At 44.1% G+C, this 22,368-nt stretch carries 19 protein-coding genes and 1 pseudogene; 6 read left to right on the forward strand and 14 right to left on the reverse strand.

Features of this window, described 5'->3' with window-relative positions; genetic code table 11:
* Window positions 1–434 precede the first annotated feature (434 nt).
* The 8 genes and pseudogenes from AC19MX_RS10330 to AC19MX_RS10365 all read right to left on the reverse strand — a co-directional run bounded on the left by AC19MX_RS10330 (window position 435) and on the right by AC19MX_RS10365 (window position 8,014).
* The gene (locus AC19MX_RS10330; RefSeq protein ID WP_498297870.1) at window positions 435–1,346 is read right to left on the reverse strand and encodes a hypothetical protein; all 912 of its coding nucleotides are present in this window, start codon (window positions 1,344–1,346) and stop codon (window positions 435–437) included.
* Window positions 1,347–1,560: 214 nt separating this feature from the next.
* Window positions 1,561–1,869 (reverse strand): transposase, encoded by a 309-nt coding sequence (locus tag AC19MX_RS10335; RefSeq protein WP_498297872.1) that lies wholly within the window; start codon window positions 1,867–1,869, stop codon window positions 1,561–1,563.
* Between the two features lie 189 nt (window positions 1,870–2,058).
* The gene (locus AC19MX_RS10340; protein ID WP_498298051.1) at window positions 2,059–3,252 is read right to left on the reverse strand and encodes an IS4 family transposase; all 1,194 of its coding nucleotides are present in this window, start codon (window positions 3,250–3,252) and stop codon (window positions 2,059–2,061) included.
* A 120-nt stretch (window positions 3,253–3,372) separates the two neighbouring features.
* Window positions 3,373–4,191 (reverse strand): annotated as a pseudogene (locus tag AC19MX_RS10345) (ISAs1 family transposase); the annotation flags it as partial.
* A 43-nt stretch (window positions 4,192–4,234) separates the two neighbouring features.
* On the reverse strand, window positions 4,235–5,737 hold the full coding sequence (locus tag AC19MX_RS10350) for a sensor histidine kinase (protein ID WP_498297874.1): 1,503 nt from the start codon (window positions 5,735–5,737) through the stop codon (window positions 4,235–4,237).
* The gene (locus tag AC19MX_RS10355; RefSeq protein ID WP_498297876.1) at window positions 5,737–6,471 is read right to left on the reverse strand and encodes a response regulator transcription factor; all 735 of its coding nucleotides are present in this window, start codon (window positions 6,469–6,471) and stop codon (window positions 5,737–5,739) included. Before AC19MX_RS10355 ends, AC19MX_RS10350 begins: the two co-directional genes overlap by 1 nt.
* Before the next feature lie 110 nt (window positions 6,472–6,581).
* Window positions 6,582–7,301 carry a spondin domain-containing protein gene (locus AC19MX_RS10360; protein WP_498297878.1) on the reverse strand — a complete coding sequence of 240 codons (720 nt, stop codon included), beginning with the start codon at window positions 7,299–7,301 and terminating at the stop codon, window positions 6,582–6,584.
* Window positions 7,302–7,312: 11 nt separating this feature from the next.
* Window positions 7,313–8,014 (reverse strand): spondin domain-containing protein, encoded by a 702-nt coding sequence (locus AC19MX_RS10365; RefSeq protein ID WP_432404662.1) that lies wholly within the window; start codon window positions 8,012–8,014, stop codon window positions 7,313–7,315.
* Between the two features lie 144 nt (window positions 8,015–8,158).
* Here AC19MX_RS10365 and AC19MX_RS10370 point away from each other — a divergent pair, with 144 nt between their 5' ends.
* Window positions 8,159–8,710: a GNAT family N-acetyltransferase gene (locus AC19MX_RS10370; protein ID WP_498297880.1), complete on the forward strand. Its 552-nt coding sequence runs from the start codon at window positions 8,159–8,161 to the stop codon at window positions 8,708–8,710.
* 40 nt (window positions 8,711–8,750) lie between these two features.
* Window positions 8,751–10,091 carry an NAD(P)/FAD-dependent oxidoreductase gene (locus AC19MX_RS10375; protein ID WP_498297882.1) on the forward strand — a complete coding sequence of 447 codons (1,341 nt, stop codon included), beginning with the start codon at window positions 8,751–8,753 and terminating at the stop codon, window positions 10,089–10,091.
* Window positions 10,092–10,125: 34 nt separating this feature from the next.
* Here AC19MX_RS10375 and nhaC read toward each other — a convergent pair whose 3' ends face one another.
* From nhaC to purH, 4 genes are all read right to left on the reverse strand, one after another.
* Window positions 10,126–11,625, reverse strand: coding sequence for a Na+/H+ antiporter NhaC (gene nhaC, locus AC19MX_RS10380; RefSeq protein ID WP_498297883.1), 1,500 nt, complete (start codon window positions 11,623–11,625; stop codon window positions 10,126–10,128).
* 359 nt (window positions 11,626–11,984) lie between these two features.
* Window positions 11,985–12,209, reverse strand: a complete 225-nt coding sequence (locus tag AC19MX_RS10385; protein ID WP_160056116.1) for a hypothetical protein — start codon at window positions 12,207–12,209, stop codon at window positions 11,985–11,987.
* Between the two features lie 351 nt (window positions 12,210–12,560).
* Entirely contained in the window at window positions 12,561–13,862 is a 1,302-nt protein-coding gene (gene purD / locus AC19MX_RS10390) for a phosphoribosylamine--glycine ligase (protein WP_498297885.1), read from the reverse strand.
* A 219-nt stretch (window positions 13,863–14,081) separates the two neighbouring features.
* Complete coding sequence (purH, locus tag AC19MX_RS10395) at window positions 14,082–15,671, reverse strand: bifunctional phosphoribosylaminoimidazolecarboxamide formyltransferase/IMP cyclohydrolase (RefSeq protein WP_498297886.1); 1,590 nt, start codon at window positions 15,669–15,671, stop codon at window positions 14,082–14,084.
* Window positions 15,672–15,999: 328 nt separating this feature from the next.
* On the opposite strand from purH, the gene zntR reads away from it, so the two are divergent.
* Window positions 16,000–16,461, forward strand: coding sequence for a Zn(2+)-responsive transcriptional regulator (gene zntR / locus AC19MX_RS10400; protein WP_432404685.1), 462 nt, complete (start codon window positions 16,000–16,002; stop codon window positions 16,459–16,461).
* Window positions 16,462–16,463: 2 nt separating this feature from the next.
* The gene (locus AC19MX_RS10405; protein WP_498297887.1) at window positions 16,464–18,053 is read left to right on the forward strand and encodes an SO_0444 family Cu/Zn efflux transporter; all 1,590 of its coding nucleotides are present in this window, start codon (window positions 16,464–16,466) and stop codon (window positions 18,051–18,053) included.
* Between the two features lie 124 nt (window positions 18,054–18,177).
* Here the strand turns inward: AC19MX_RS10405 and AC19MX_RS10410 are convergent, their stop codons facing one another.
* On the reverse strand, window positions 18,178–18,300 hold the full coding sequence (locus tag AC19MX_RS10410; RefSeq protein ID WP_432404692.1) for a hypothetical protein: 123 nt from the start codon (window positions 18,298–18,300) through the stop codon (window positions 18,178–18,180).
* Between the two features lie 242 nt (window positions 18,301–18,542).
* A complete protein-coding gene (locus tag AC19MX_RS10415) occupies window positions 18,543–19,478 on the reverse strand; it encodes a LysR family transcriptional regulator (protein WP_432404695.1) in 936 nt (311 codons plus the stop codon).
* A 96-nt stretch (window positions 19,479–19,574) separates the two neighbouring features.
* On the opposite strand from AC19MX_RS10415, the gene AC19MX_RS10420 reads away from it, so the two are divergent.
* Entirely contained in the window at window positions 19,575–20,669 is a 1,095-nt protein-coding gene (locus tag AC19MX_RS10420) for an HlyD family secretion protein (protein WP_498297888.1), read from the forward strand.
* Between the two features lies 1 nt (window position 20,670).
* Window positions 20,671–22,287, forward strand: coding sequence for a DHA2 family efflux MFS transporter permease subunit (locus tag AC19MX_RS10425; RefSeq protein ID WP_498297889.1), 1,617 nt, complete (start codon window positions 20,671–20,673; stop codon window positions 22,285–22,287).
* The last annotated feature ends 81 nt before the right edge of the window (window positions 22,288–22,368 follow it).

Here is a 22,368-nt window from a genome sequence, read left to right on the forward strand (position 1 = left end):
CCTTCTTCGTGAAAGAAATGAAATAAAATTTTGTTTCATAAAGACGCAAGCGGCGCATTATCCGGTGTGCATATTGTGTCGCGTGATGAAGGTCAGTAAGTCAGCTTTTTACGGTTGGTGTGCTCGCCCTGGTCAGTTGATAACCGCAGACGAACTATTCGATAGGGGTATTTTTGCGAAATGAGTCGATTGACTCAGGAAAATGAAATTCAGCAGTCGCTTGTAACTCTAGAGAAAATTCAGGCATAAAAAAATCGGCCTCAGAAATAAATCTAAGACCAATTATGAAGCCTAGAAAAGATCGTTCAAGTCGCTTAAGCGATCGGCATTAGCCCGTAGGGTTCGGCTAAAAACATTTTACTCTTTGTTGAATGATTATCCCAAGTTATGAGCAAAGTAGAATCCCGCCCTAGCCTGCAGAGGGAACCCAACGATTATTTACATTGGTATGTATAATAGAAAGAGGTACCACTTTGACTTACAGACGTTACTGCACAAGTCATAGAGCCACCAGCAATATTCGAGATTTGATTGACATATAACTCAAAATTATTTTTACCACCATCACTGCCAAATCTAAATGTTTGTCCATCAACATCCTTTAATGTTGAAGGAATGTCATTATTGTCTGCATCTACTGCAGATAAAACTATAAGTTTATCATTTACAAAATCCAATGTAGTTTTAGCTTTCCCAGCAGGAACTTCACCAAGTGCATCAGAAAAGAAATTTATTTCGATATAAACATCCAAGTCTTTAATGTTTGGTATCACCAATGTGTTAAAGGTATTTGAAACAATTTCAGTCAACTTCCCTGTATTGCCAGCAATATAATATGCATAAGTATCATTCCTAATTGCACTAGTAGTCACAAATTGAAAAGGATTTCCAACTACATTCAAACTTCCTACATACACATAATGACTAGGTGATGTTGTAGAGGGTGTCAAAGCAATTGACTTTGTTCCATTAAGTGGATCCAGCATGGGCATACTTGATGCCATTTTTAAAATATTTACTAATTCCTTCCTGTACTCATATATCAATGCAATATCATGTTTTTCATTGGCAGTTGCAGTGACCTCCATTGCAGAAATTTTTGGTTCCCCATAACGGTCCTCACCTCTAATAACTTTAAATTTCTTTGATACTTCATTCTTGACATCAACAACGATGCTATACGCAATGCCGTCTTTTTTTACAGGTGATTCTGCAGCAATTTTAAAACCTTGAGTGGTACAGTCATTACAAACAACTACATCAGGTAATGCTGCGAAGGCATTTGACATACATAACAAAAATGGTATTGACAATATTGATTGTAAAAAAATATTATTGAAATTCATTTTTCTATCCCTTAATAAATATCTGGATCATCCTAGACCCAAGTGTAATTAAAATTTTAAATTCTCATTACTAAACAGTATATATTGTAGCGGGTTTGTTAATTGGTGCGAGCGACATTGTTGATAAGGGTAACCGCATGTATGTTCACTTTATGAACATGTCCTTCAATCCCGCTCGTAACAAGGCCCCCAAGTAACTGGTTTTCATCCAGGCTCACTTTTGCTTCTTGGGAATGCTGTCTTGCATTAAGAGAGCGGTAGCCTTTTTTAGGATATCTTTCTCCCATTCAATCTTCTTAATTTTGGCTTCAAGTTCTTGGATACGCTGCTGTTCTGGGGTGATGGCATTTGCGGATGGTGTAATGCCTTCAAATTCTTGCCTCAGTTGAGTCACCCAACGCCTAATTGCTGTCGGGCCAACACCTGTGGCCTCACAAGCTTCTTTTGTTGAGTAGCCTTGCTTAATCACGAGATTAGCAGCGTCTATTTTAAATTCTGTTGAATAAGTTGGTTGAGATTTCATTACTTTATACACCGTATTATATTAATGAGGAGTTTACCTCATATCGGTGTGCAGATTCATTAAGCCACAATACTGGTTTTCAATTACCCAGTGGCTGCGAATTGCGCTTGCCAGCTGCTGTTCGCTGAGCGTTTTGGAACTGATGTAGTAACGATAAGTGAGCTCAGGCTCTGAGGGATCCCCACGAATTTAATAGCATGCTTGTGGATCCTTGATTAACGATTGTAGCGTCTTAATTCCTGCTAACCAATGTGACTTCAGTAGTCTCAAAGACTTATCTTTGTAGGCCCTTAACCCTATAAATTGATTTGATAAAACATTACGATGCTTGATTGAATTCGCTTGGTATTGTCTATGCTTATCAGCAGATTTAACTGCCAATCCTAGCAGGTATAGCATAAATTGAGATAAGCAGGCGATGAGTAGCAATACACTGAGCTTATGCATAATCCTTGAGCCACTATCATTCATTTTTAACCCTGTTTTAACATCTCTAAAACTCTCTTCTATCTGCATCCTCGTCGCATAAATTTTAACGACTCTTTTAGCCGCATCTCTTCTACTGCATAGCGATGTTGCTAGTAACCACGGCTCTTTTTCTCGATCGGCACTTGTTCGTGACTGTTTACTCCGTCTAGCTTTATCACCTGTAGCCACTTTGTCTTTTCGCCCTTTAGCGTTGCGTTTAAAAATCACTAAGCGAGATTTAAAAGCTGTTTGCTCGCCTAAGGAATATATGCCGAGATTTTTGGCATTTGAGTTTGCTTGAGCATACAAATTTTTAACTGGAAACCAATCATCCCCAATATGCTTTTTACAGTGAGTTCTGTTTCTGAATCGCCCGACATAATCCCAATCAAGTGAAAGTATTTGTTTAAACCACGGAATTCGAAATCCAGCATCAGTCACGATGACAGGCTTGCAGTCACTAGGTAGCATCGCCTTCAGTTTGGTTAGAAAGAGTAGATGAGTTTTAGGCTTCTCTTTTTTGTCTAGTGGATGTATTTCCTCATAAAGTGTCAATGAGCGTCCTTGAGCCGCCAAAGATGCTCGAATGAGAAAATGCTGCTTACGATCATCAAGATCCGACCAATCGATATGAATGATGGGTTGCTTCATTTTCCCGATGAGCAAGCAGGTCATACGGGTATAAATGAACCCTATATTACGATGAAGATGAGGATTACTGCAAAGCCTATCAACCCGCTTAATCTTATGTTTTTCCTTGGTTTTACTTTCAAGATCACGACCAAGTCCAGTGATTGATAATGCTCCACCATTCATTGAGCTTTCAATTGCAGAGAACAGACTTTGTCGGCGAGTTTTGTGCATTAACGGGGTGACAAGTGAGAGGCATTTTGATAAAACTTGTTTTGCATTCATGGCATTTACTCGTGGTAATTTTTGTTTGGCGATAAATTTGATCACCAAATGCCATGAATGTTCCTTAATTTTTAACCTATCTCATTATTTCTATTAATTCTTTTGTGGGGATTCGTCAGGCTCAGGCTCCTTGTCAGACATCTGTCTGAAAGACGATGACATACCTAATGTTGTGAGCGCTGGCCATTGGGGAAAATTAGCTGAAATTTTCTCAGCTGGCAGCGTATAGTATGCCCTTCCTTCGATGCGGCCTCGATTTCTTTCCAGCTGAAATGGGCCCAGTGTCGCCTGCCTTATCTCTTCAAAGGCAGCCTTTACGGCATCATGCAGACTGCCTTGATTGCCTTTAAGGGCAAGAAGATAGTCCCCTTGCATGTCGACTATGGTCCGGGCAATTTCGGTTTGGCAACCCATTGCGTCAATTGAAACCAATGCGCCCTTGATCCAACAAAGCAATTAATTCAGGTATTGCATTAATTACATTGGATTTATCGGCAGTCTTGAGCGGCCCCAAGACCAGTTGATTAGCACAAACAAACGCATTAACCATATGGATGGTGGCTTGGCGATCCTCTCGGGAGTAAGAACCTCGCAAGGTTTTGCCATCAATCGCAATGACCTCGCCGTCGCTCATCTCATGCAGGCTGCGCATCCAACCGATAAAGCATTCACCAAATTACTCCGGGTCGATGCGGGAAATAATGCGGGTGATGTTATCGTCCACAGGTACGCCATCAATCAGAAAGCCTTGTTTCTTAAACCATTCATGATGACCATCGACATACTCATGAATATCGGCCCAACCTTCGGCACCGGCAATGACACCGCAGAGTGTGACAAAAAGCACATCAAGCAAATGATTGGTATAACTTTGGCCGATTGACGTTGGTCGGCTAATGCGCCGAAATGAGTGGTAAAAGCTTCTAAATAAAAGGGGATACCCTCCAAAAAAAGAGTATAAAATCACAGAGAAAGCCCATCGTCAACCATCAAGAAAATTGTTCAGAAAACGTTCGCGATCTTGCCCTGAGCTTTTAGTCACCAACTCTATCTTAAACTCACTTCCTACCCCTGGTTGGCTGTCTATTTCAATTTTGCACTTTAATAACCCCAATAACTGCCTGACGATGGCGAGTCCGACGCCGAGTTGTGGCAGGCTTTGATTAGGCTCAAATGACAGCGTGGTCATCGACAATTGTTTGAGGGCGTCGACTTCATGTTTGTGCATGCCTGCGCCGGTGTCGCGCACGGTTAACCATTGCAGGTTATTGTGGAGTACATTGATGATTTGAATCTTGCCGCCGGCAGGAGTGTAGCGCAGCGCGTTGTCGACTAAGTTATTGAGTATGCGGCGCATTAACGTGGGGTCGGTATAAATTTGGCTTGTATGGTTGATGTCAAAATCCAGCTGAACCCCGAGTTTTTTAGCCCGTGGAGTAAAAGTTTGTTCAATCTCGCTAAGCAATTCACTTAAGTTGACTTGTTGTAATTGCGCATCGATTTGACCATTCTCTAATGCGGCTAATTCTAATAGCTGTGCCAATAACTGTTGTAAGGTTTGGCCAGAGTTGGCCGCATATTGAATTAAGGCCTCGTCGCGCTCATTTTCAGGCAAAATAAGCCAGGTGTCGATATAGCCTAACAGTGCAGTAAGCGGGGTTTTTAAGTCATGCGACAGGTGCAATAAAAAGTCATGTTTAGCTTGTTGTTGGCGTTTAACCTGCTGTTGTTGCAGTTGGATTTCTTGCAGTAAATGATTGATATGATAACTGAGCTGGCTTATCTCTAAACTGCCGCGATAACGCTGCGGTAGCATCAGATTGTCTGACATAGGGTTATCTTTTAGCTCGGTTAAGTCCTGGGCTAATTTTTGAATTGGGCGGGTAAAGTAGCGTAATAATATGACAAACAACACGAGAGCAAACAGTATCCAAAATCCGATAGTGGCGCCCCATATTTTTGGCTGGTTTTCGGCATTAATCAGTGCTTGCCAGCTGTCGTAATCTTCGCCACCAATAATCACGTACAAATAGCCGCTGTGAAGTCCGTCTGCGTTAATCAATTTACTCACCGAAAATATCTTTTGGGTGTCTTCACTGCGCGGATCGGTGCCAAGCACAGGCAGGTTTTCGCCGGCTAAAAACTGCTGAATGATAGTGGTATCAACACGGTGAGTTTTAATTTTTTCGTCTTTGGCATCATAAGCAATCACTTGGCCATTTGGATCTAGCGTGTAAATTTCAAAACTTGGGCCTAACAGCATAAAGTCATGAAAGGCTTCTTTAAGCGCTGCATCAGAGGTGATGCCTTGCGACAGCAAAGGATTGATGTGGGCCATGTGTTCAGCCAATTCTCGATGCAGTGATTGTTGTATTTGGTTGCGGCTAAACTCGTGGTTGAGTTGCAACCATTGCCATAAGGCGACAAATAACAATAATGCAATGAGTGTAGCAGTTAGAAATAGTCGGTTAAATAGGCGATTCATTAGTGGGTTTGCACCTCTGGTGGTGAAAATTTATAGCCTACGCCCCATACGGTTTTCACTAAGTTATGTTCGGGTGAACACTGCGACAATTTATTGCGTAATCGATTGATATGACTATTAACAGTGTGCTCGTAACCGTCATAGTTGTAACCCCACACGGCTTCGAGTAATTGCATACGGCTGAAAACTTGTAGCGGATGTTTGGCTAAAAATAGCAGTAAATCAAACTCGCGGGCGGTGAGGGTGAGCGCTTTGTTAAATGCTGTGACTTCGCGGGTGCTGGAGTTAATGGTAACGCTATTAAATTCAATTTGTTGGGTTTGCTCTTGTTGCGCTTTACCGCGTCTTAATAAGGCTTTTACACGGGCGCGCAGTTCTAATACGCTGAAAGGCTTCACCAGATAATCATCGGCTCCGGCCTCAAGGCCTAATACCACATCTGCTTCTGAGTCTTTTGCGGTTAATAGCATCAGCGGCACTTCCTTACCGGCTTGGCGTAATTGCTCACACAACATTATGCCATCACCATCGGGGAGCATGCGGTCCATTAATATGAGGTCGAGCTTTTTATGCTCGATAATGTGCATGGCTTGCTTCAAGGTGGTGGCGTGATCGACGCTGTAGTTGAGTGCTTTGAGGTTAAGTATGATTAATTTAGCCAGGTCTTGTTCGTCTTCGACTAGCAAAATATGTTGCGGACAAACATGGCAATTATGTTTAGCGGTTCCATTCATGGTGACTTCCTCAAAGCAAATCCAGTAATTGTATCAATACTTAGACCTGCTTTGAGGAGAATAAATTTCAACCGGGTTAACATTTATTCAGTCGACACGAACGATTAAGCTTATTCAGTCCGCATAATAGTGACGGCTAACACGGGGTTATCAAAACGATGTGATGCATCCAGTACCGAATCGGCTAAGCCGTCGTACATTGAAATAACACCTGGATGAATATGGACAAAGTCGACATCATCACGCGCTGCATTAAAGCCTTCGCCGCCATCAGCGGGTCCTGGCATAGTGCCTTTGGCTTCGCTGTTGGCTTCAGTGCCTGCATCATAAGCCATAAACTTCATCGCGGTTGTTGCATCGATTTGCATACCGGCAATGGCGTAACTGTTAATACCAGTAAAGGCATCATTGGTGTTAACCAGCATGGTCGCTAAGCTAATACTCGCCACATCGGCTTCATCTAAGGTCAAGGTTAGGGTTTCTGACATACCAGGCATTAGTAGGCCTGTGCCGTTAACGCTGCTATTGATCACGCCTAGCGCGGCTATATCGGCAGTATCACCACCTTCAGCCATTTTCTCTATCGCTTCGCTGGCCATTTCACCGGCGTTCCATAACATCGCATCGCTAGCATGAGCGGCTAAAATTACCGGTGACATGGGTTGATTAGCGGTTAAGTTAGTCACTGTCACCGTGAAAGTTTGCATCACAGGGGCTGGCGGAGTCTCGTCAACGGTATTGTTGTCGTCATTACCACACGCGGTTAATAGGGTGGCCGCTGCCAGCATGGCGAGTAAACTGGGCTTTAATGTAAAGTCAGTGAGTTTCATGGGCTACCTCCTTATTTTACTGTCACCACAACTTTGGCTACAGGGTTCAACCAGCGATGTACGCGGCTGTCTAGGTCACTCATGCCACCAGCAGGGTCCATGTCACCTAAAACGCCTGGATGGGTATGTACATTACTGTTTTCAGAATTGTCCATTACACCCGTACCATTGGCTCCGCCGTCACCACCAGGAGCTGCAGGGATGCCCGGTACGCCTGACATGCCGCCACCATTAATGATTTCATCATTGGCTTCGGTGCCAGCATCATAAGCATTTACGTACATTGTATAAGTGCCCGCTTCTGTTGGTATTTCCCAACCATCTAGTCCAACAAAAGCATCGTTAGTAGGTAACACCATCGCAACAATCGATAAATGGGTATTATCGCCAGTATCCAGCATCACTTCGCTCACGCTTGCACCGGCGGCCAGTAATCCCATTGCTGGGTTGGCTGATGTGACTCCCGCATTACCGGTAACAGCAGCATCTAAATCGGCAATGTCACCACCTTCAGCCATTTTCTGCAATGCTGCAGAGGCTTCGGTACCTACTTGAAACAGATGACTGTCAGCGTCGTGAGCAGCGATCAAAAGAGGGGTGAAGTGATTTCCGTGAGTTAAATTGGTCACGCTAACTTCAATATCCGCTGCCAAAGTTGGAAGACTAAATAATCCAGCAGCCATAAGACTTGCAGTCACTAATGTACGTTTCATAACCGAGCTCCTTTTGTTTAATTGCATCCAGTATGCGGCAGGAGTTTCACCAGGTTATTGCCAAATTATCACAAAAGTTTAACATCGTAGCTGGCTATATTGGCGTGTGCTAAAGTGTGCTGAAACAGACAAGAATATAAGATTATGATTAGAGAACTGACCCACGCTGACTTTGATGCAGTGATAGCCCTAGGCGAAATTGTTCACGGCAGTGGTTATATGGACATAGCTGAACTCACGGCGATTTATCACAAAGGCATTAAACACAGTATTAACGCCAATTTTGTCGCAATTGAAAACGATCAGCTAATTGGTTTTCGGTTAACGTATGCCGCAGGGCAGTGGCCGCAAGATCAGTGGTGCACGGTAGATAAGTGGGGCGTTGCATTTGAGGATGTGTGTTATTTCAAATCGAACACTATTGCAGAATCGGCCCGTGGCCAAGGTCTTGGCGGACAGTTATTAGCAGCGTCTAAAACGGCAGTGATTGCCCAAGGTGCTAAAGCGGGAGTGAGTCATTTGTGGCAACAAAGCCCCAATAATGCAGCAGTGCGCTATTTTACGAAAGCGGGCGGGCAGTTAATTGCCGAACATCCTCAGCGCTGGCATCAACGTTATATGGGCGAAGAGTATATGTGCGTTATTTGCGATCACGACTGCCACTGTGTCGCCTGTGAAATGCTGTTAGTTTTTTAGTCGGGTTTACTCATTTTAATATAATAAGAAGAAGCGCAATATGTACGATCCATTGGTTAACTCTTATCCTAACAACCAACCTTTTGCGCCCAGCTATTGGGCGACGACCCAAGCATTAGGCGACCCCATTGCTGCATTATCTGGCCGCCAACAAACCGATGTGGCTATTATTGGCGGCGGTTACACTGGCTTGCTAACAGCATATTACTTAGCAACCGAATTCAATATTGACTGCCATGTGTTGGAGGCTAACCAAATTGGCTTTGGTGCGAGTGCTCGTAATGCTGGGTTTGTGTTAAAAGGCTCAGGCCGGTTAGGGTATGCCGCCATGACTAAACGCTGGGACTTAGCCACCACCAAAGGCATTTATGATGAGTTTACCCAGGCTGTCGCGCGCGTCGATGGCTTAATTAAACAACACAATATTGCCTGTGAGCCGCAAGAAGCCGGTTATTTAAAAGTGGCCCATAATCCCAAAGCACTGGTCACATTACAAAATGCGGCTCAGTATATCCAACAACACCTAACAGATAGCCAAGATAGCGGCGCTGAGTTTATCACTAGCCACGATTTTAGAACCCAGTATTTAGACCATCATCAAGCCTATGGCGCTTTACGCTTAAAAGACGGTTTTGGTCTTAATCCGCTTAAATTATTACTCGGTTATAAGGACATGGTACAAGCCCAAGGCGTGACTATTTCTGAGCAATCTTGCGTATTAGATTGGATTGAAGAGGGCGGTAAGCATCGTTTAATCACCGCCAACGGTGAGTTGATTGCCAATAAGGTGATTATGGCGGGCAATGCTTACACGCCAAAGCGCTTTAATCAGCGAATAGATGACAAGTTTTTACCGATATTAAGCAATGTGATTGTCACCGAGCCACTCACCCCTCAAGAGCTGACACAGGCTGGTTTGCATACGCATCAAGTCACTATGGACACGCGTATTTTAAAATATTATTACCGCTTACTGCCAGACAACCGCTTACTGTTTGGTGGCCGTGGTGCGGTGTGGGGCAAAGATGCGGCAAACCCTGTGTATGGCGAGCGCTTAAAAATGGCACTTAATAAATGTTTTCCGAGCTTATCAAGCAAAGCGATAGCTTATAACTGGACCGGCTGGATTGCCGCAGCGATGGACGATATGCCTCATGTCTATAGTAAAGGTGGCGTAGGTTACAGCTTAGGATATTGCGGTGCGGGCGTGTCGTTTAGCAGTCAAGCGGCGTATCGATTAGCACAAAGTATTGCCGGTGAAACGTTGCCTAACCTGCCTTTATATCAACAACCGTTACCATCATTCCCCTTTACCCAAGCAAGACGCCTTGGGCAATGGGGTTATTATCATTATGGTTGGTTAAAAGACCGCTTTGGTTAATCGGCCATTTCTAGGTTAATAGGCGACGTCTTAGTTATCCGACGACTTCGCCAGTGCTGATTTTAGTTTCGTCTAATGGCTCGATTTTGAAATTAAAATAAGCATAAGTGGCACTTACAAATGGACACACCAAGTTAAAGAAGGCATAGGGCAGGTAGGCAATGGTTGCTACGCCTAAGGTACTAGCCATAAAAGCGCCACAGGTGTTCCAGGGTACTAATGGGCTGGTGACTGTTGCAGAGTCTTCTAATGAGCGACTCAAATTAACCGCGGCTAATTTACGGCGAGTGTATTCAACCTTCAACATTCGTCCAGGCAGTACAATAGCAATATATTGGTCGGCGGTAATGATGTTAGCGCCAATACACACCCCAATGGTGGTAATGATGAGGCTGGTGGTGCCGGTCACTACGGTCAGAATACTTTCTAAAATACGGTTAAGTAAACCGGTGACTTCCATCACGCCGCCAAATGCCATGGCGCACAAAATTAACCACACAGTGGTGACCATGCTGCTCATGCCGCCTCGGCTTAATAAGCTGTCTAATACTTCATCACCCGTGTTGGCCACATAACCGTCAAACATGGCAATCCATAAGCCTTTAACTAACGCCACGATTGGCAGCAAAGTATCGTCGTGCACAAAAGCGATAACGTTATCAAATTGAAACAGTGCCGCACATGCAGCGCCGGCTAATGTGCCTAATATTACCGTGGGAAATGCAGGCATTCTGCGGTTAGCTAAATACAACACCACTAATAATGGAATGAGCAAATGCAGCCCAGGGCTGTAGGTTTTATCTAATAGCGCCAGAGTGTCGGTAAGTTGGTTTTCAATCGGGGTAGCATCAGCGGTTAAGCCTAAAAAGGTAAAGCCGATAAGGGCAATAATAATGCTCGGTACTGTGGTCCAGGTCATGTGGCGAATATGGCTGAAAATATCGGTACCAGCCACTGCTGGCGCCAAGTTGGTGGTGTCAGACATAGGTGACATTTTATCGCCAAAATAAGCACCACTGATAATAGCACCGGCAGTAATGTTCACATCTAAACCCATGGCAGATGATATTCCCACTAACGCGATCCCGAGGGTACCTGCAACCGTCCAGGAGCTGCCGATACTTAACGCCACTACTGCGCACAATAGACAACAAGCGGCATAGAAATAATCGGGATTAAGGATTTGCATGCCATAGTAAATCATCGTTGGCACAGTGCCTGCTAAAATCCAGGCACCAATGAGTGAGCCCACGCTGAACAAAATTAATAGCGCGCCTGTGGCAACCCCGATACTTTTAACAATTCCGCGCTCCATTTGGTTCCAGCTGTAGCCATTCTTATAACCAATGATCATTGCTATACATGCGGCTAACACTAATGCGATTTGGTTGGCGCCAGATGAGCTGTCGGATGAAAATAAATATACCGCAGCACCCAGCATAATAATGAGTGCAAATACGGGAATAAGCGCATCGAGTAACGTGGGCTGTTTATGGTTCGATGGCGACGGTTTTGAAGGCTCAGCTTGAGACATACGATTTCCTTTATAATTATTATTTTGACCAATATCTCATTCGAGTGAGCTGGTTTAATGCTTTATTAATAACTTGGTAACGAATTTGTAACAGGCCACATCCTGACAAAAAAAGGCCAATAAGTCGAATATTGTTATCGCGAACCAATGATTTGAGTGAACAGCATTAAGTGAGGCGGTGGGGTGTTGTGCTTGCTTAGTTACTTAGCTTGGTTAAATATGCTGATATTGACTGTTAGATCGCATAAATATCCGCTAAGGGTATATGGTGGGACCAGTGATACCCTTGCTAGAATATCTCACTTTACTCAGTCGGATGAGCTAAATGAGTGCGCGATATGAGTGCTCGATATGAGTAGTTACTTGGGGTGATTAAGGTGGTTAACGATGGCACTTTCAGCATCCGCTTTGTTGGCTTTACCTTTCGCTGGGCTGATATTAGTCATGGCACTGTGGCCAGTCATATCTTCGGCAATATGTAACCAATCTGGATGCCAATAAAAAGTGGCCCCTGCTAATGTATTCCAGCCATGTACGCCTGATTTTTCCCCTTTGTAGATAAGGTCTTCGATAGAATATGACATTGTGTACTCCAAGCATTATTAATAAAGTTACTCGCGTTTAGTCATCGGATAGATAACCGCTTAACCAATTCGCTTTATATTAGAATGCACCTCATACAACACGATCTTAGTGATCTAGATCACATAAAACAGGGTTTATAAGCAAAGTGAATAGAAGTTAATCTTTTGCGGTAATTAAAATACTAATCTTGGGGATCAGTCTTGGCAGAGGCATTAAGCTTAATCATTAAATGGATTGAGTGCTTATTTTACTCACATGATATGAAAGAAAATTTATGGCTATAAAAATAAAAATCCCTGCGATGTTACCATCTCAGGGAGTGTTTTATGCTAACAAGATAAGCGAATGATTTACGCTTTAGCTTGCTCACGTGCAATGGCGCGGTAAGCAATATCGGTACGGAAATAAACGTCATCCCAATGGATGGCATCCACTAAACCGTAAGCGGCCTGTTGGGCTTCGGTTACCGTGTTACCTAAGGCGGTAGCGCATAATACACGGCCGCCGTTAGTCACCACATGGCCGTCTTTCATCTCGGTGCCGGCATGGAACACTTTGCCGTGTACATCGCCAAGCGTTAAGCCGTTAATCACATCGCCTTTATTGTAAGCGTCTGGATAACCGCCAGCGGCCATCACCACACCGACTGCTGCGCGAGAGTCGAACTCTGCGGTGACTTTGTTCAATTCACCACGAGTGGCTGCTAGGCAAAGCTCAACGATGTCAGACTGTAAACGCATCATAATCGGCTGCGTTTCTGGGTCGCCAAAGCGGCAGTTGTATTCAAGCACTTTAGCGCTGCCATCTGGCGCAATCATTAGGCCAGCATATAAAAAGCCTGTGTAAACATTACCTTCTGCCGCCATGCCATCAACGGTTGGGCGGATAACATTGGCAATTGTCCAGTCGTGTACGGCTTGAGTCACAACCGGTGCAGGAGAGTATGCACCCATGCCGCCAGTGTTAGGGCCGTAATCGCCGTTGTCACGTGCTTTATGGTCTTGGCTAGTGGCCATTGCGAGAATGTTTTTGCCGTCTACCATCACGATAAAGCTGGCTTCTTCGCCTTTTAAAAACTCTTCAATCACCACGCGTGAACCGGCATCACCAAACTTATTACCTGCAAGCATGTCGTCAATGGCAGCATCGGCTTCAACTTGAGTGGCTGCGATAATCACGCCTTTCCCCGCGGCTAAACCGTCGGCTTTAATCACGACAGGGAAACCTGTTTTTGCGGTCAATGTTGCTGCATAAACTTTAGCTGGCGCAATCTCTGTGAAGTTTGAGTAGTCAGCCGTTGGAATGTTGTGACGGGCTAAAAAGTCTTTAGTGAACGCTTTTGACGATTCAAGCTGTGCTGCGCCTTTTGTAGGGCCAAAAATCGCCAAGCCTGCAGCATTAAAAGCATCAACTACGCCTAGTGATAATGGCACTTCTGGGCCGACGATGGTAATTTCGATGGCGTTATCTTTGGCAAAGGCGACAAGTGCGTCAATTTGTTCAACATCAATAGCGACGTTTTCTAACTTAGGTTCTAAAGACGTACCAGCATTACCGGGGGCGACAAACACTTTTGTTACTTTTGCTGACTGAGCCGCTTTCCAGGCTAAAGCATGTTCACGACCGCCACCACCAATTATAAGTACCTGCATCTTCAATCCTTTTATAGCTGCGCTATGTTCTCTATTTCTGCTTCAAGCATGCTCACTTATGCTTATAAGCTGCGCGTGCTTTCATTGAACTAGAAAAAATAGCTATGCTCTAATTCGTTTAAACAAAATTTAAAAAGTATCGCTTGTTATCTATTTTTGCAAAAGCATTTAGCAAAAACATGAGTCATAAGCGATACCCATATTTGATATTAGCGTTGCTTAGTGGCGGAAGTGACGCATGCCAGTAAATACCATGGCCATACCGTGCTCATCTGCCGCGGCGATGATTTCTTCATCGCGAATAGAACCACCCGGTTGGATGATACAACTAATACCTGCAGCTGCAGCGGCGTCAATACCGTCGCGGAATGGGAAGAAAGCGTCAGATGCCATCACTGAGTTTTCAACCACTAAACCTTCATCGGCTGCTTTTATTCCCGCGATTTTAGCGGAATATACACGGCTCATTTGACCCGCACCGACACCGATTGTCATGCCATCTTTGGCGTAAACAATGGCGTTAGATTTAACAAACTTGGCCACTTTCCAGCAGAACATTAAGTCTTTTAATTCATCAGCAGTTGGTTGACGCTTAGACACCACTTTAACGTCTTCTAAATTCACCATGCCTTGATCGCGATCTTGCACTAACAAGCCACCATTCACGCGCTTGTAATCAAGTGTTGTGGTTTGAGTGTTCCACTCACCACATTCAAGTAAACGCACATTCACTTTAGCAGCAACGATGTCGCGGGCAGCCTGACTGACTTTAGGGGCAATAATCACTTCAACAAACTGACGGTCAACAATAGCTTGCGCCGTTTGCGCGTCTAACTCCTGGTTAAAGGCAATAATGCCGCCAAATGCTGATGTTGGGTCGGTTTTAAAAGCGCGGTCATAGGCTTCTAATAAGTTAGCGCCTAGTGCCACACCGCAAGGATTAGCGTGTTTAACGATAACGCATGCAGGGCCTTCAAACTCTTTAACGCATTCTAGCGCTGAGTCAGTGTCGGCGATATTGTTGTAAGACAAAGCCTTACCTTGAAGCTGAATCGCGCTGGCCACTGAAGCTTCATCAATTTGCGTATCGACATAAAATGCCGCTTTTTGGTGGCTGTTTTCACCGTAACGTAAGTCTTGTTTTTTGACAAACTGACTGTTGAAAGTACGCGGGAACGTTGAATCGTCATGACATTCGTCGTTACTGTGTGCTGGCACCATAGTACCGAAGTAGTTGGCGATCATTCCGTCGTAAGCAGCGGTGTGCTCAAATGCGGCAATGGCAAGGTCAAAACGAGTTTCTAGCGTAGTGCTGCCATTGTTGGCTTGCATCTCAGCAATCACGCGACCGTAGTCTTTTGCGTTAACCACAATGGTGGTGTCTTTGTGGTTTTTGGCGGTTGAGCGCACCATGGTTGGGCCGCCAATGTCGATGTTCTCAACAGCGTCGGCTAAGGTACAACCTGGCTTAGCCACAGTTTCAGCAAATGGGTATAAGTTAACAGCCACTAAATCGATAGGGTTAATGGCGTTTTGTTCCATTACCACTTCGTCAATGCCGCGACGGGCTAAAATACCGCCGTGAATTTTTGGATGCAGCGTTTTAACACGACCATCCATAATTTCTGGGTGACCTGTGTAGTCAGAAACTTCAATTACCGGGATGTTGTTGTCTGCAAGTAGCTTTGCAGTACCGCCCGTAGATAAGAGTTCAACACCTTGTGCATGCAGCGCTTGTGCAAACTCAAGGATTCCAGTTTTATCTGATACGCTTAATAGCGCGCGACGAATTGGTCTGACATTATTCATGTAGGTACAGGGTCCACTAGTTTGATTTTAAGGATCTTTCGTAAAGCAGAATTGCTTCAAGTCTGCTTTACCAAAGTCCCTCATGATGTTGCGATAACACCACTAGATACTGTCTTACGATTAGGCGGGCGTATTTTATCGCAAAGTGTATGTATTGGGTGTTTTTTCTGTGTGATTTCACAATATTGAAATAAGAACAAAGATAATCAAAAATAATCAAAAATAATCCATAATAAACCCTTGACCTTGGATTAAACTCCAAGGTTTATACTTAAGCTAATTTCAGAGACTTTTTAGCTGAATACACTTTCTGAGTTGAGGTTTAATCATGTACCGAATAGGCGAACTTTCTGCCTTGTACGACATCAAGGCTGACACTTTACGGTTTTACGAAAAACACGGGCTGCTGTCTCCTTCGAGCCGCTCTGATTCAGGCTACAGATTATATAACCATGACGATTCTGACAGATTAAAGTTTATTCTTCGCGCCAAAGCGGTGGGTTTTTCGCTTAATGACATTGCCGATTTATTGTCTATAGAAGTGGATAAATCTAATCGAGCCTGTGCTGAGGTCAAAGGTTTGGTTGACACTAAGCTTGAGCAGGTTGAAGCTAAGTTAGCGGAGTTACAACATTTTGCAACGTCGTTAAAGAGTTTATCGAACACCTGTTGCGGCGGCCCAGATAGCGCGGAGCATTGCTCGATACTCGAAGCGTTAGAATCGTCTGACCAACATATTATTGCCAAAAAAGAACAGCATCATTTTGCTCATTCAGGTCATAAGGACTAAGTATGTTATTGACCAATTTTATTCATTTATTTTTAGAGTCCGCCCCATGGCTATTGTTGGGGTTAGTGTTAGCGGGTTTGCTAAAAGTGTTTGTGCCTATGGCGTGGATGCAAAAGCAACTCGGTGGCCATGGGATTAAAACAGTATTTAAGGCGGCATTATTAGGTGCGCCATTACCTTTGTGTTCTTGTGGGGTTATTCCTGCTGCGGTTGGTTTACGTCGCGCCGGAGCTTCAAAAGCAGCTACCACGTCATTTTTAGTGTCAACACCAGAAACCGGTGTCGACTCAATTACCGTATCTTACGTGTTACTCGGGCCATTTATGGCCATAGTGCGTCCCATTGCAGCTATTACTAGTGCGATTGTGGCGGGGCTGTTGGTGGGCCGCGATGACGATGATGGAGTGCCTTCATCGGCTAAAGCTGAGTCAGGCAACAAGCCTGCAGCAAAAGTGGAGTCGTCTTGTTGTGCAAGTAAGAAGGCCAATATATCAAGTTCTTCTCAAGCGGCTTCAATTACCCACGAAAGCAATGCTGATACTGTGCAGCATGCAGGGGTTAAAATGACCGCCGTTAAAGCTGAGTCGGTATTAAGCCCTATGGCTTTAGCCAAAGTGTTGAGTGCTGAACAAGCGCCAAAGCAAAGTAGTTGTTGTGTGAGTAAGGCGGACAAATCATCTCAGGCGGTTGAGACTCAGGTAGTTGATGCAAATGCTGCACAGTCTCAATCATCAAAGCCTCAATCATCACAATCATCACAATCAGCATCATCACAGTCATGTTGCGGCGCAAACTCTGAAGCTATGAGTCCTAACGCAATGGCTCCTATCGCTGTAGAGCCTAAAGCCGTGGCGGTTAAATCCAGTTGTTGCAGTAGTCAAGCTGAGCCGAAAGTTGAAGTAGCAAGCAGTTGTTGTGCGCCCAAGTCAGCTTCAGCGAGCCAAGATGTCGCAGTGAGCAGTGAAGAAGCCAGCTGCTGTGCATCAACTCAGGACATGGCAACCGAGCTTAAACAAAACAGTGTATTTAGCCGAGTATTATCGGGCTTGCATTACGCCGCGACTGATTTAGTGAGAGACACTACCTTGTGGTTGTTGGTCGGATTGTTTTTTGCTGCGTTAGTACAAACTTACGTACCTGCCGACTTTTTAGTGAAGTGGGGCGACGGCATTTTGGCCATGTTAGTCATGGTGTTAGTGTCTATCCCTATGTATATCTGCGCTACGGCTTCAACACCGATTGCGGCTGGATTACTGTTAGCGGGTGTATCTCCTGGTGCGGTATTGGTGTTTATGATGGCAGGTCCAGCAACTAATATCGCAACACTCGGTGTTGTCACTAAAGAGTTAGGCAAACGTGCATTATATGGCTACCTAGGCGGCGTTATCGGTGTGGCGTTAGCATTTGGCGTGTTGGTTAATTATTTAGTGGATACCTTTGGTTTTGAGGTGATGCCACAGATAGGTGAAGAACATGCGTTATTACCACAAGGTGTGGTGGCGGTATCTGGGATTGTGTTAGCGATATTAATGGCTAAAGTGCTGTGGGATAAGATCCCAAAAGGCAAAAAAGAGAAAAGTTGTTGTTCGTAATAAGTTAGCCGAATGGGTCAACCATAGTGCTAAGTGGATAAAAAACCAGTTATAAATAGTCTTTACACCTAAAAAAAATACCGAGCTCATGGCTCGGTATTTTTTTATCTTACAACAGGCGAGGCTATTTGCCTTTGATGACTGAAGAGCTTGGGGCTTTTTTCGCATCTTTTGCTGCACGTTTTTCTTTTAACGATAGCAAGGGTTGTTTCTTTGACTCTTTTGAATTATTACGTTCTTTGCTCATGTTATTTACTCCGTGTATGGCTCAGGGCTTTGATCACTCTGTAAAAATTTTAAACAATATATGAATCACAATATCAAGTATAAGTAATGCGAATATAGCGTTGAGATAAGCATCCTGTTGGCTAAAAGCTTAAACCGATACTAGCACCAAGTTGAGCAAAAATATCTATAACATCGATAGATTATTTAGCGCTAGGGCTAGACGACAAAAGTATAAAGATATGCCCGCAATACAATGAGGTATTAACGTGACTTCACATGAATAAAGTCGGGGATCTCTAATACATTATCGCCCCAATTTTCAATGAGTGCAGCATAAAGAAATTCGATAAAAACAAGGTATTTACGTGGCATATATACCCGTTGAGGGAAACTTAACGTCACTTTAGTTTGTGCCATTGGAAAGTCTTCTAAAATCGGAGTAAGTCGCTGACTTGTAATCGCTTCTTGGGCAATAATGACGGGCACCGCTGTGATGCCAAGCCCTTCGATGGCCGCTTCTCGTGCAAAAGTGACATTATTCACTTTCAGTTGTGCTGGTGGATCAAGATCAACCCACTGCTTACCATCAAATATACGCCAACCACCATTGATGTGCGCCGATTGTAATTTTATCGCAGTGTGATCCATTAAATCTTGTGGGACTTTTGGCGTGCCATGACGTTTAAGGTAGTCGGGGCTGGCCATCAGTTGCCTACTGGCAGTCACCAGTGAGTAGCTTTGTAATTTTGGGTCATGAACCTCTGTTATTTGGAATAAAAAATCAACTCCTTCTTCAATCACATCCACTTTACGGTTAGTCAATTCTGCATCGATAGTGATGTTTGGGTAAGCAGCAAGAAAGCGCGCGAAAATACGGCCCAAAAATAATTGCCCTAATTCTATAGGGCTTATGATTTTTAAGTTGCCTTTAATGTCTTGTTGGCTAGCACTTAGTAAGTCTTCTGCACTTTGTAAATCTTGCAAAATTTTATTAATGCGATGGTAATAACTTGAACCCGCCTCGGTGAGCTTTAATGCCCGAGTGGTGCGAAATAAGAGCTGTACCCCTACATCAGCTTCTAACTCGGCAACCTTACGGCTGACTGTCGCTTTAGTGATCCCAAGGGCTTTAGCTGCACCGGTAAAACTGCCTTGCTCTACCACTTGCGAGAAAATCTGAACGCGATTGAGATCCATATTGTTACACCTGTGGAACAGTGGGTTGAATTTTAGCTATCTAATAAACTACACGAAACAGTAGTAAACTAGAAGGTAATAAATTAGGAGTTCAACATGTCTATAAATAAACGTTTTATCATAGTGCCAAGTCTTATTCTGGCGGTCGTTATCGCAAGCGTTTATTGGTGGTTACAAGTGCGGTTTATTGAGTCGACCGATAACGCCTACGTGGAGACCGATATTTCAAGTATCAGTGTCAAAGTACCTGGTTATATTGTGCAATCGGCGGTTAGCGATAATCAACATGTAAATCAAGGCGATGTACTTGCACAATTAGAAGACAGTCAGTTTGTGGCGCGTGTCGCTCAAAGTCAGGCTGTGTTAGCCAGTTCGCAAGCCAATTTACAGACGTTGGCGGCGAAAGTGGATTTACAACAAGCCTTGATCAATCAAGCCAAAGCGGCTGTGGTTGCATCGCAGTCGGATCAGTTAATTGCCAAGCAGCAGTTAGCACGATCGCAAAAACTGAAGGTGAGCAATTACAGTTCGCAAAACGATGTTGATCAGCTCCAGGCCAGTTTTGATTCGGCATCGGCACACGTTGATGAGGCGCAAGCGGCATTAGTGGCAAAGCAGCGTGAATTGTCAGTGTTTAATGCCCAGTTATTGCAAGCTCAAGCTGACGTAGATCAGGCTCAAGCGAGTGTTGAATTGGCCAATATTCAATTAGCTGATACCAAAATTACTGCGCCATTTTCAGGCATTATTGGTAAGCGTGGTGCTTTAGTGGGGCAGTACGTGCAACCTGGGCAAGCATTGTTTAGCTTAGTGCCCGATTCACAGGTATGGATAACGGCCAATTTTAAAGAAACTCAAATCGAACATATGCAACCTGGTCAGGCTGTTAAAGTTACACTCGATGCCTATCCAGATGAAGAATTTAATGGCTTTATCGACAGCTTAGCGCCTGCTTCTGGTTCTAAATTTAGTTTGTTGCCGGCTGAAAATGCTACCGGTAATTTTACTAAAATTGTGCAGCGTATTCCGGTGCGGATCCGTATTGATAACGAAAATGCGGCGATAGTCCGAACTCGTATTTTACCTGGACTGAGTGCAGTCGTTAAGGTTGACACCGAGAGTGCAACTCAAGCACATGCCACCGCTAAAGCGAACTTTAATGATTCGGCCGCTGTCACTGCAGGGCGTTAATATGAGCCAGTCAGTGGCAGAGTTAGATGCTAATCAAGTCCCTAGTGATAAACCGACAGGGTATCAACGTGGCAGTTATCGCTCATGGATTGCGGTAGCAGGTGGGCTTATTGGCGCATTTATGGCGATTTTGGATATTCAAATCACCAATGCATCAATGAAAGAAATTCAAGGCAGCTTAGGCGCAACGCTAGAAGAAGGTAGTTGGATCGCGACCGCGTATTTAGTTGCCGAAATGATCGCTATTCCTTTGTCTGGCTGGCTCAGCACGGGTTTATCGACCAGACGTTATTTATTGTGGACCACCGCGGCTTTTATTGTCGCCTCAATATTGTGCTCAATGTCTTGGAACCTTGAGTCGATGATAGCCTTTCGTGCATTACAGGGTTTTTTTGGTGGCGCGCTTATTCCATTAGCGTTTCGGCTTATTCTTGAGTTTTTACCTGACAGTAAACGCGCCATGGGCATGGCGTTGTTTGGCGTTACGGCGACTTTTGCTCCGTCCATTGGCCCAACACTAGGCGGTTGGTTAACTGAGCAGTTTAGTTGGCATTATCTGTTTTATATTAACGTGCCGCCGGGCATATTAGTGATGGTGATGCTGGCGTATGGGTTGGAGCGTAAACCCATTATTTGGGACAAACTCAAAAATGCAGATTACTCCGGAATTATTACAATGGCACTGGGAATGGGCTGCTTAGAGGTTGTGTTAGAAGAGGGGAATCGTAAAGATTGGTTTGGTTCTGATCTTATTCGTAACCTCGCAATCATTGCTGTGATCAATATTGGTTTGTTTATTTGGATCCAATTACGCAAACCCCAACCTTTGGTCAATATCAGGTTGCTCGGACAACGCGACTTTGCCTTGTCTACCGTGGCGTACTTTTTATTGGGCATGGCATTATTTGGTGCCATTTATTTAATCCCGTTATATCTGTCGCAAATTCATGATTACACGCCGCTCGAAATTGGTGAAGTGATCATGTGGATGGGCTTTCCGCAATTATTAGTGTTACCGCTAGTGCCTAAATTGATGCAACGTTTTGATCCTCGCTACTTAGCTGCCATTGGTTTTGCACTATTCTCAATCAGTTATTATATGAACAGCCATATGACAATTGATTATGCTGGCGATCAAATGATTACAGCACAAATCGTCAGGGCGTTAGGGCAACCGTTTATTTTAGTGCCTATTGGTATTTTAGCGACGATGCATCTTAAAGCACATGAAAATGCCTCTGCATCGACGGTATTGAATGTGATGCGCAATCTCGGTGGCGCCTTTGGTATTGCGCTAGTAGCAACGCTAAGTGATAACTTGTCTCGTATGCATTTAGCTCATATTAAAGAAACATTGCCGGCGGTGAGTGCACAAGCATACCAGTACATTAATGACACCACTTTGATATTGCAAAGTGCTGGTTCTGATGTTGTGAGTGCCAATGCTCAAGCTTATGCTTTACTGGCTAAAAGTATGACGCAACAGGCATATGTTCAAGCTTATAACGACGTATTTTTTATTATGTCTTGTTTGCTTTTTATCGCGGTCATCGCGGTGTTACTGATTCGAAAACCGCTCGAAAAAAGTGGCTCAGATCAGCCGAATGAAGTGCATTAATCATGATAGTATTATCTTATACCATTGCGCGTTAATAAGTGATGACTCAGCGAGAGTTTAAAGGAATACCCCAGCAGATTT

The organism is Shewanella sp. MF05956, assembly GCF_059758055.1.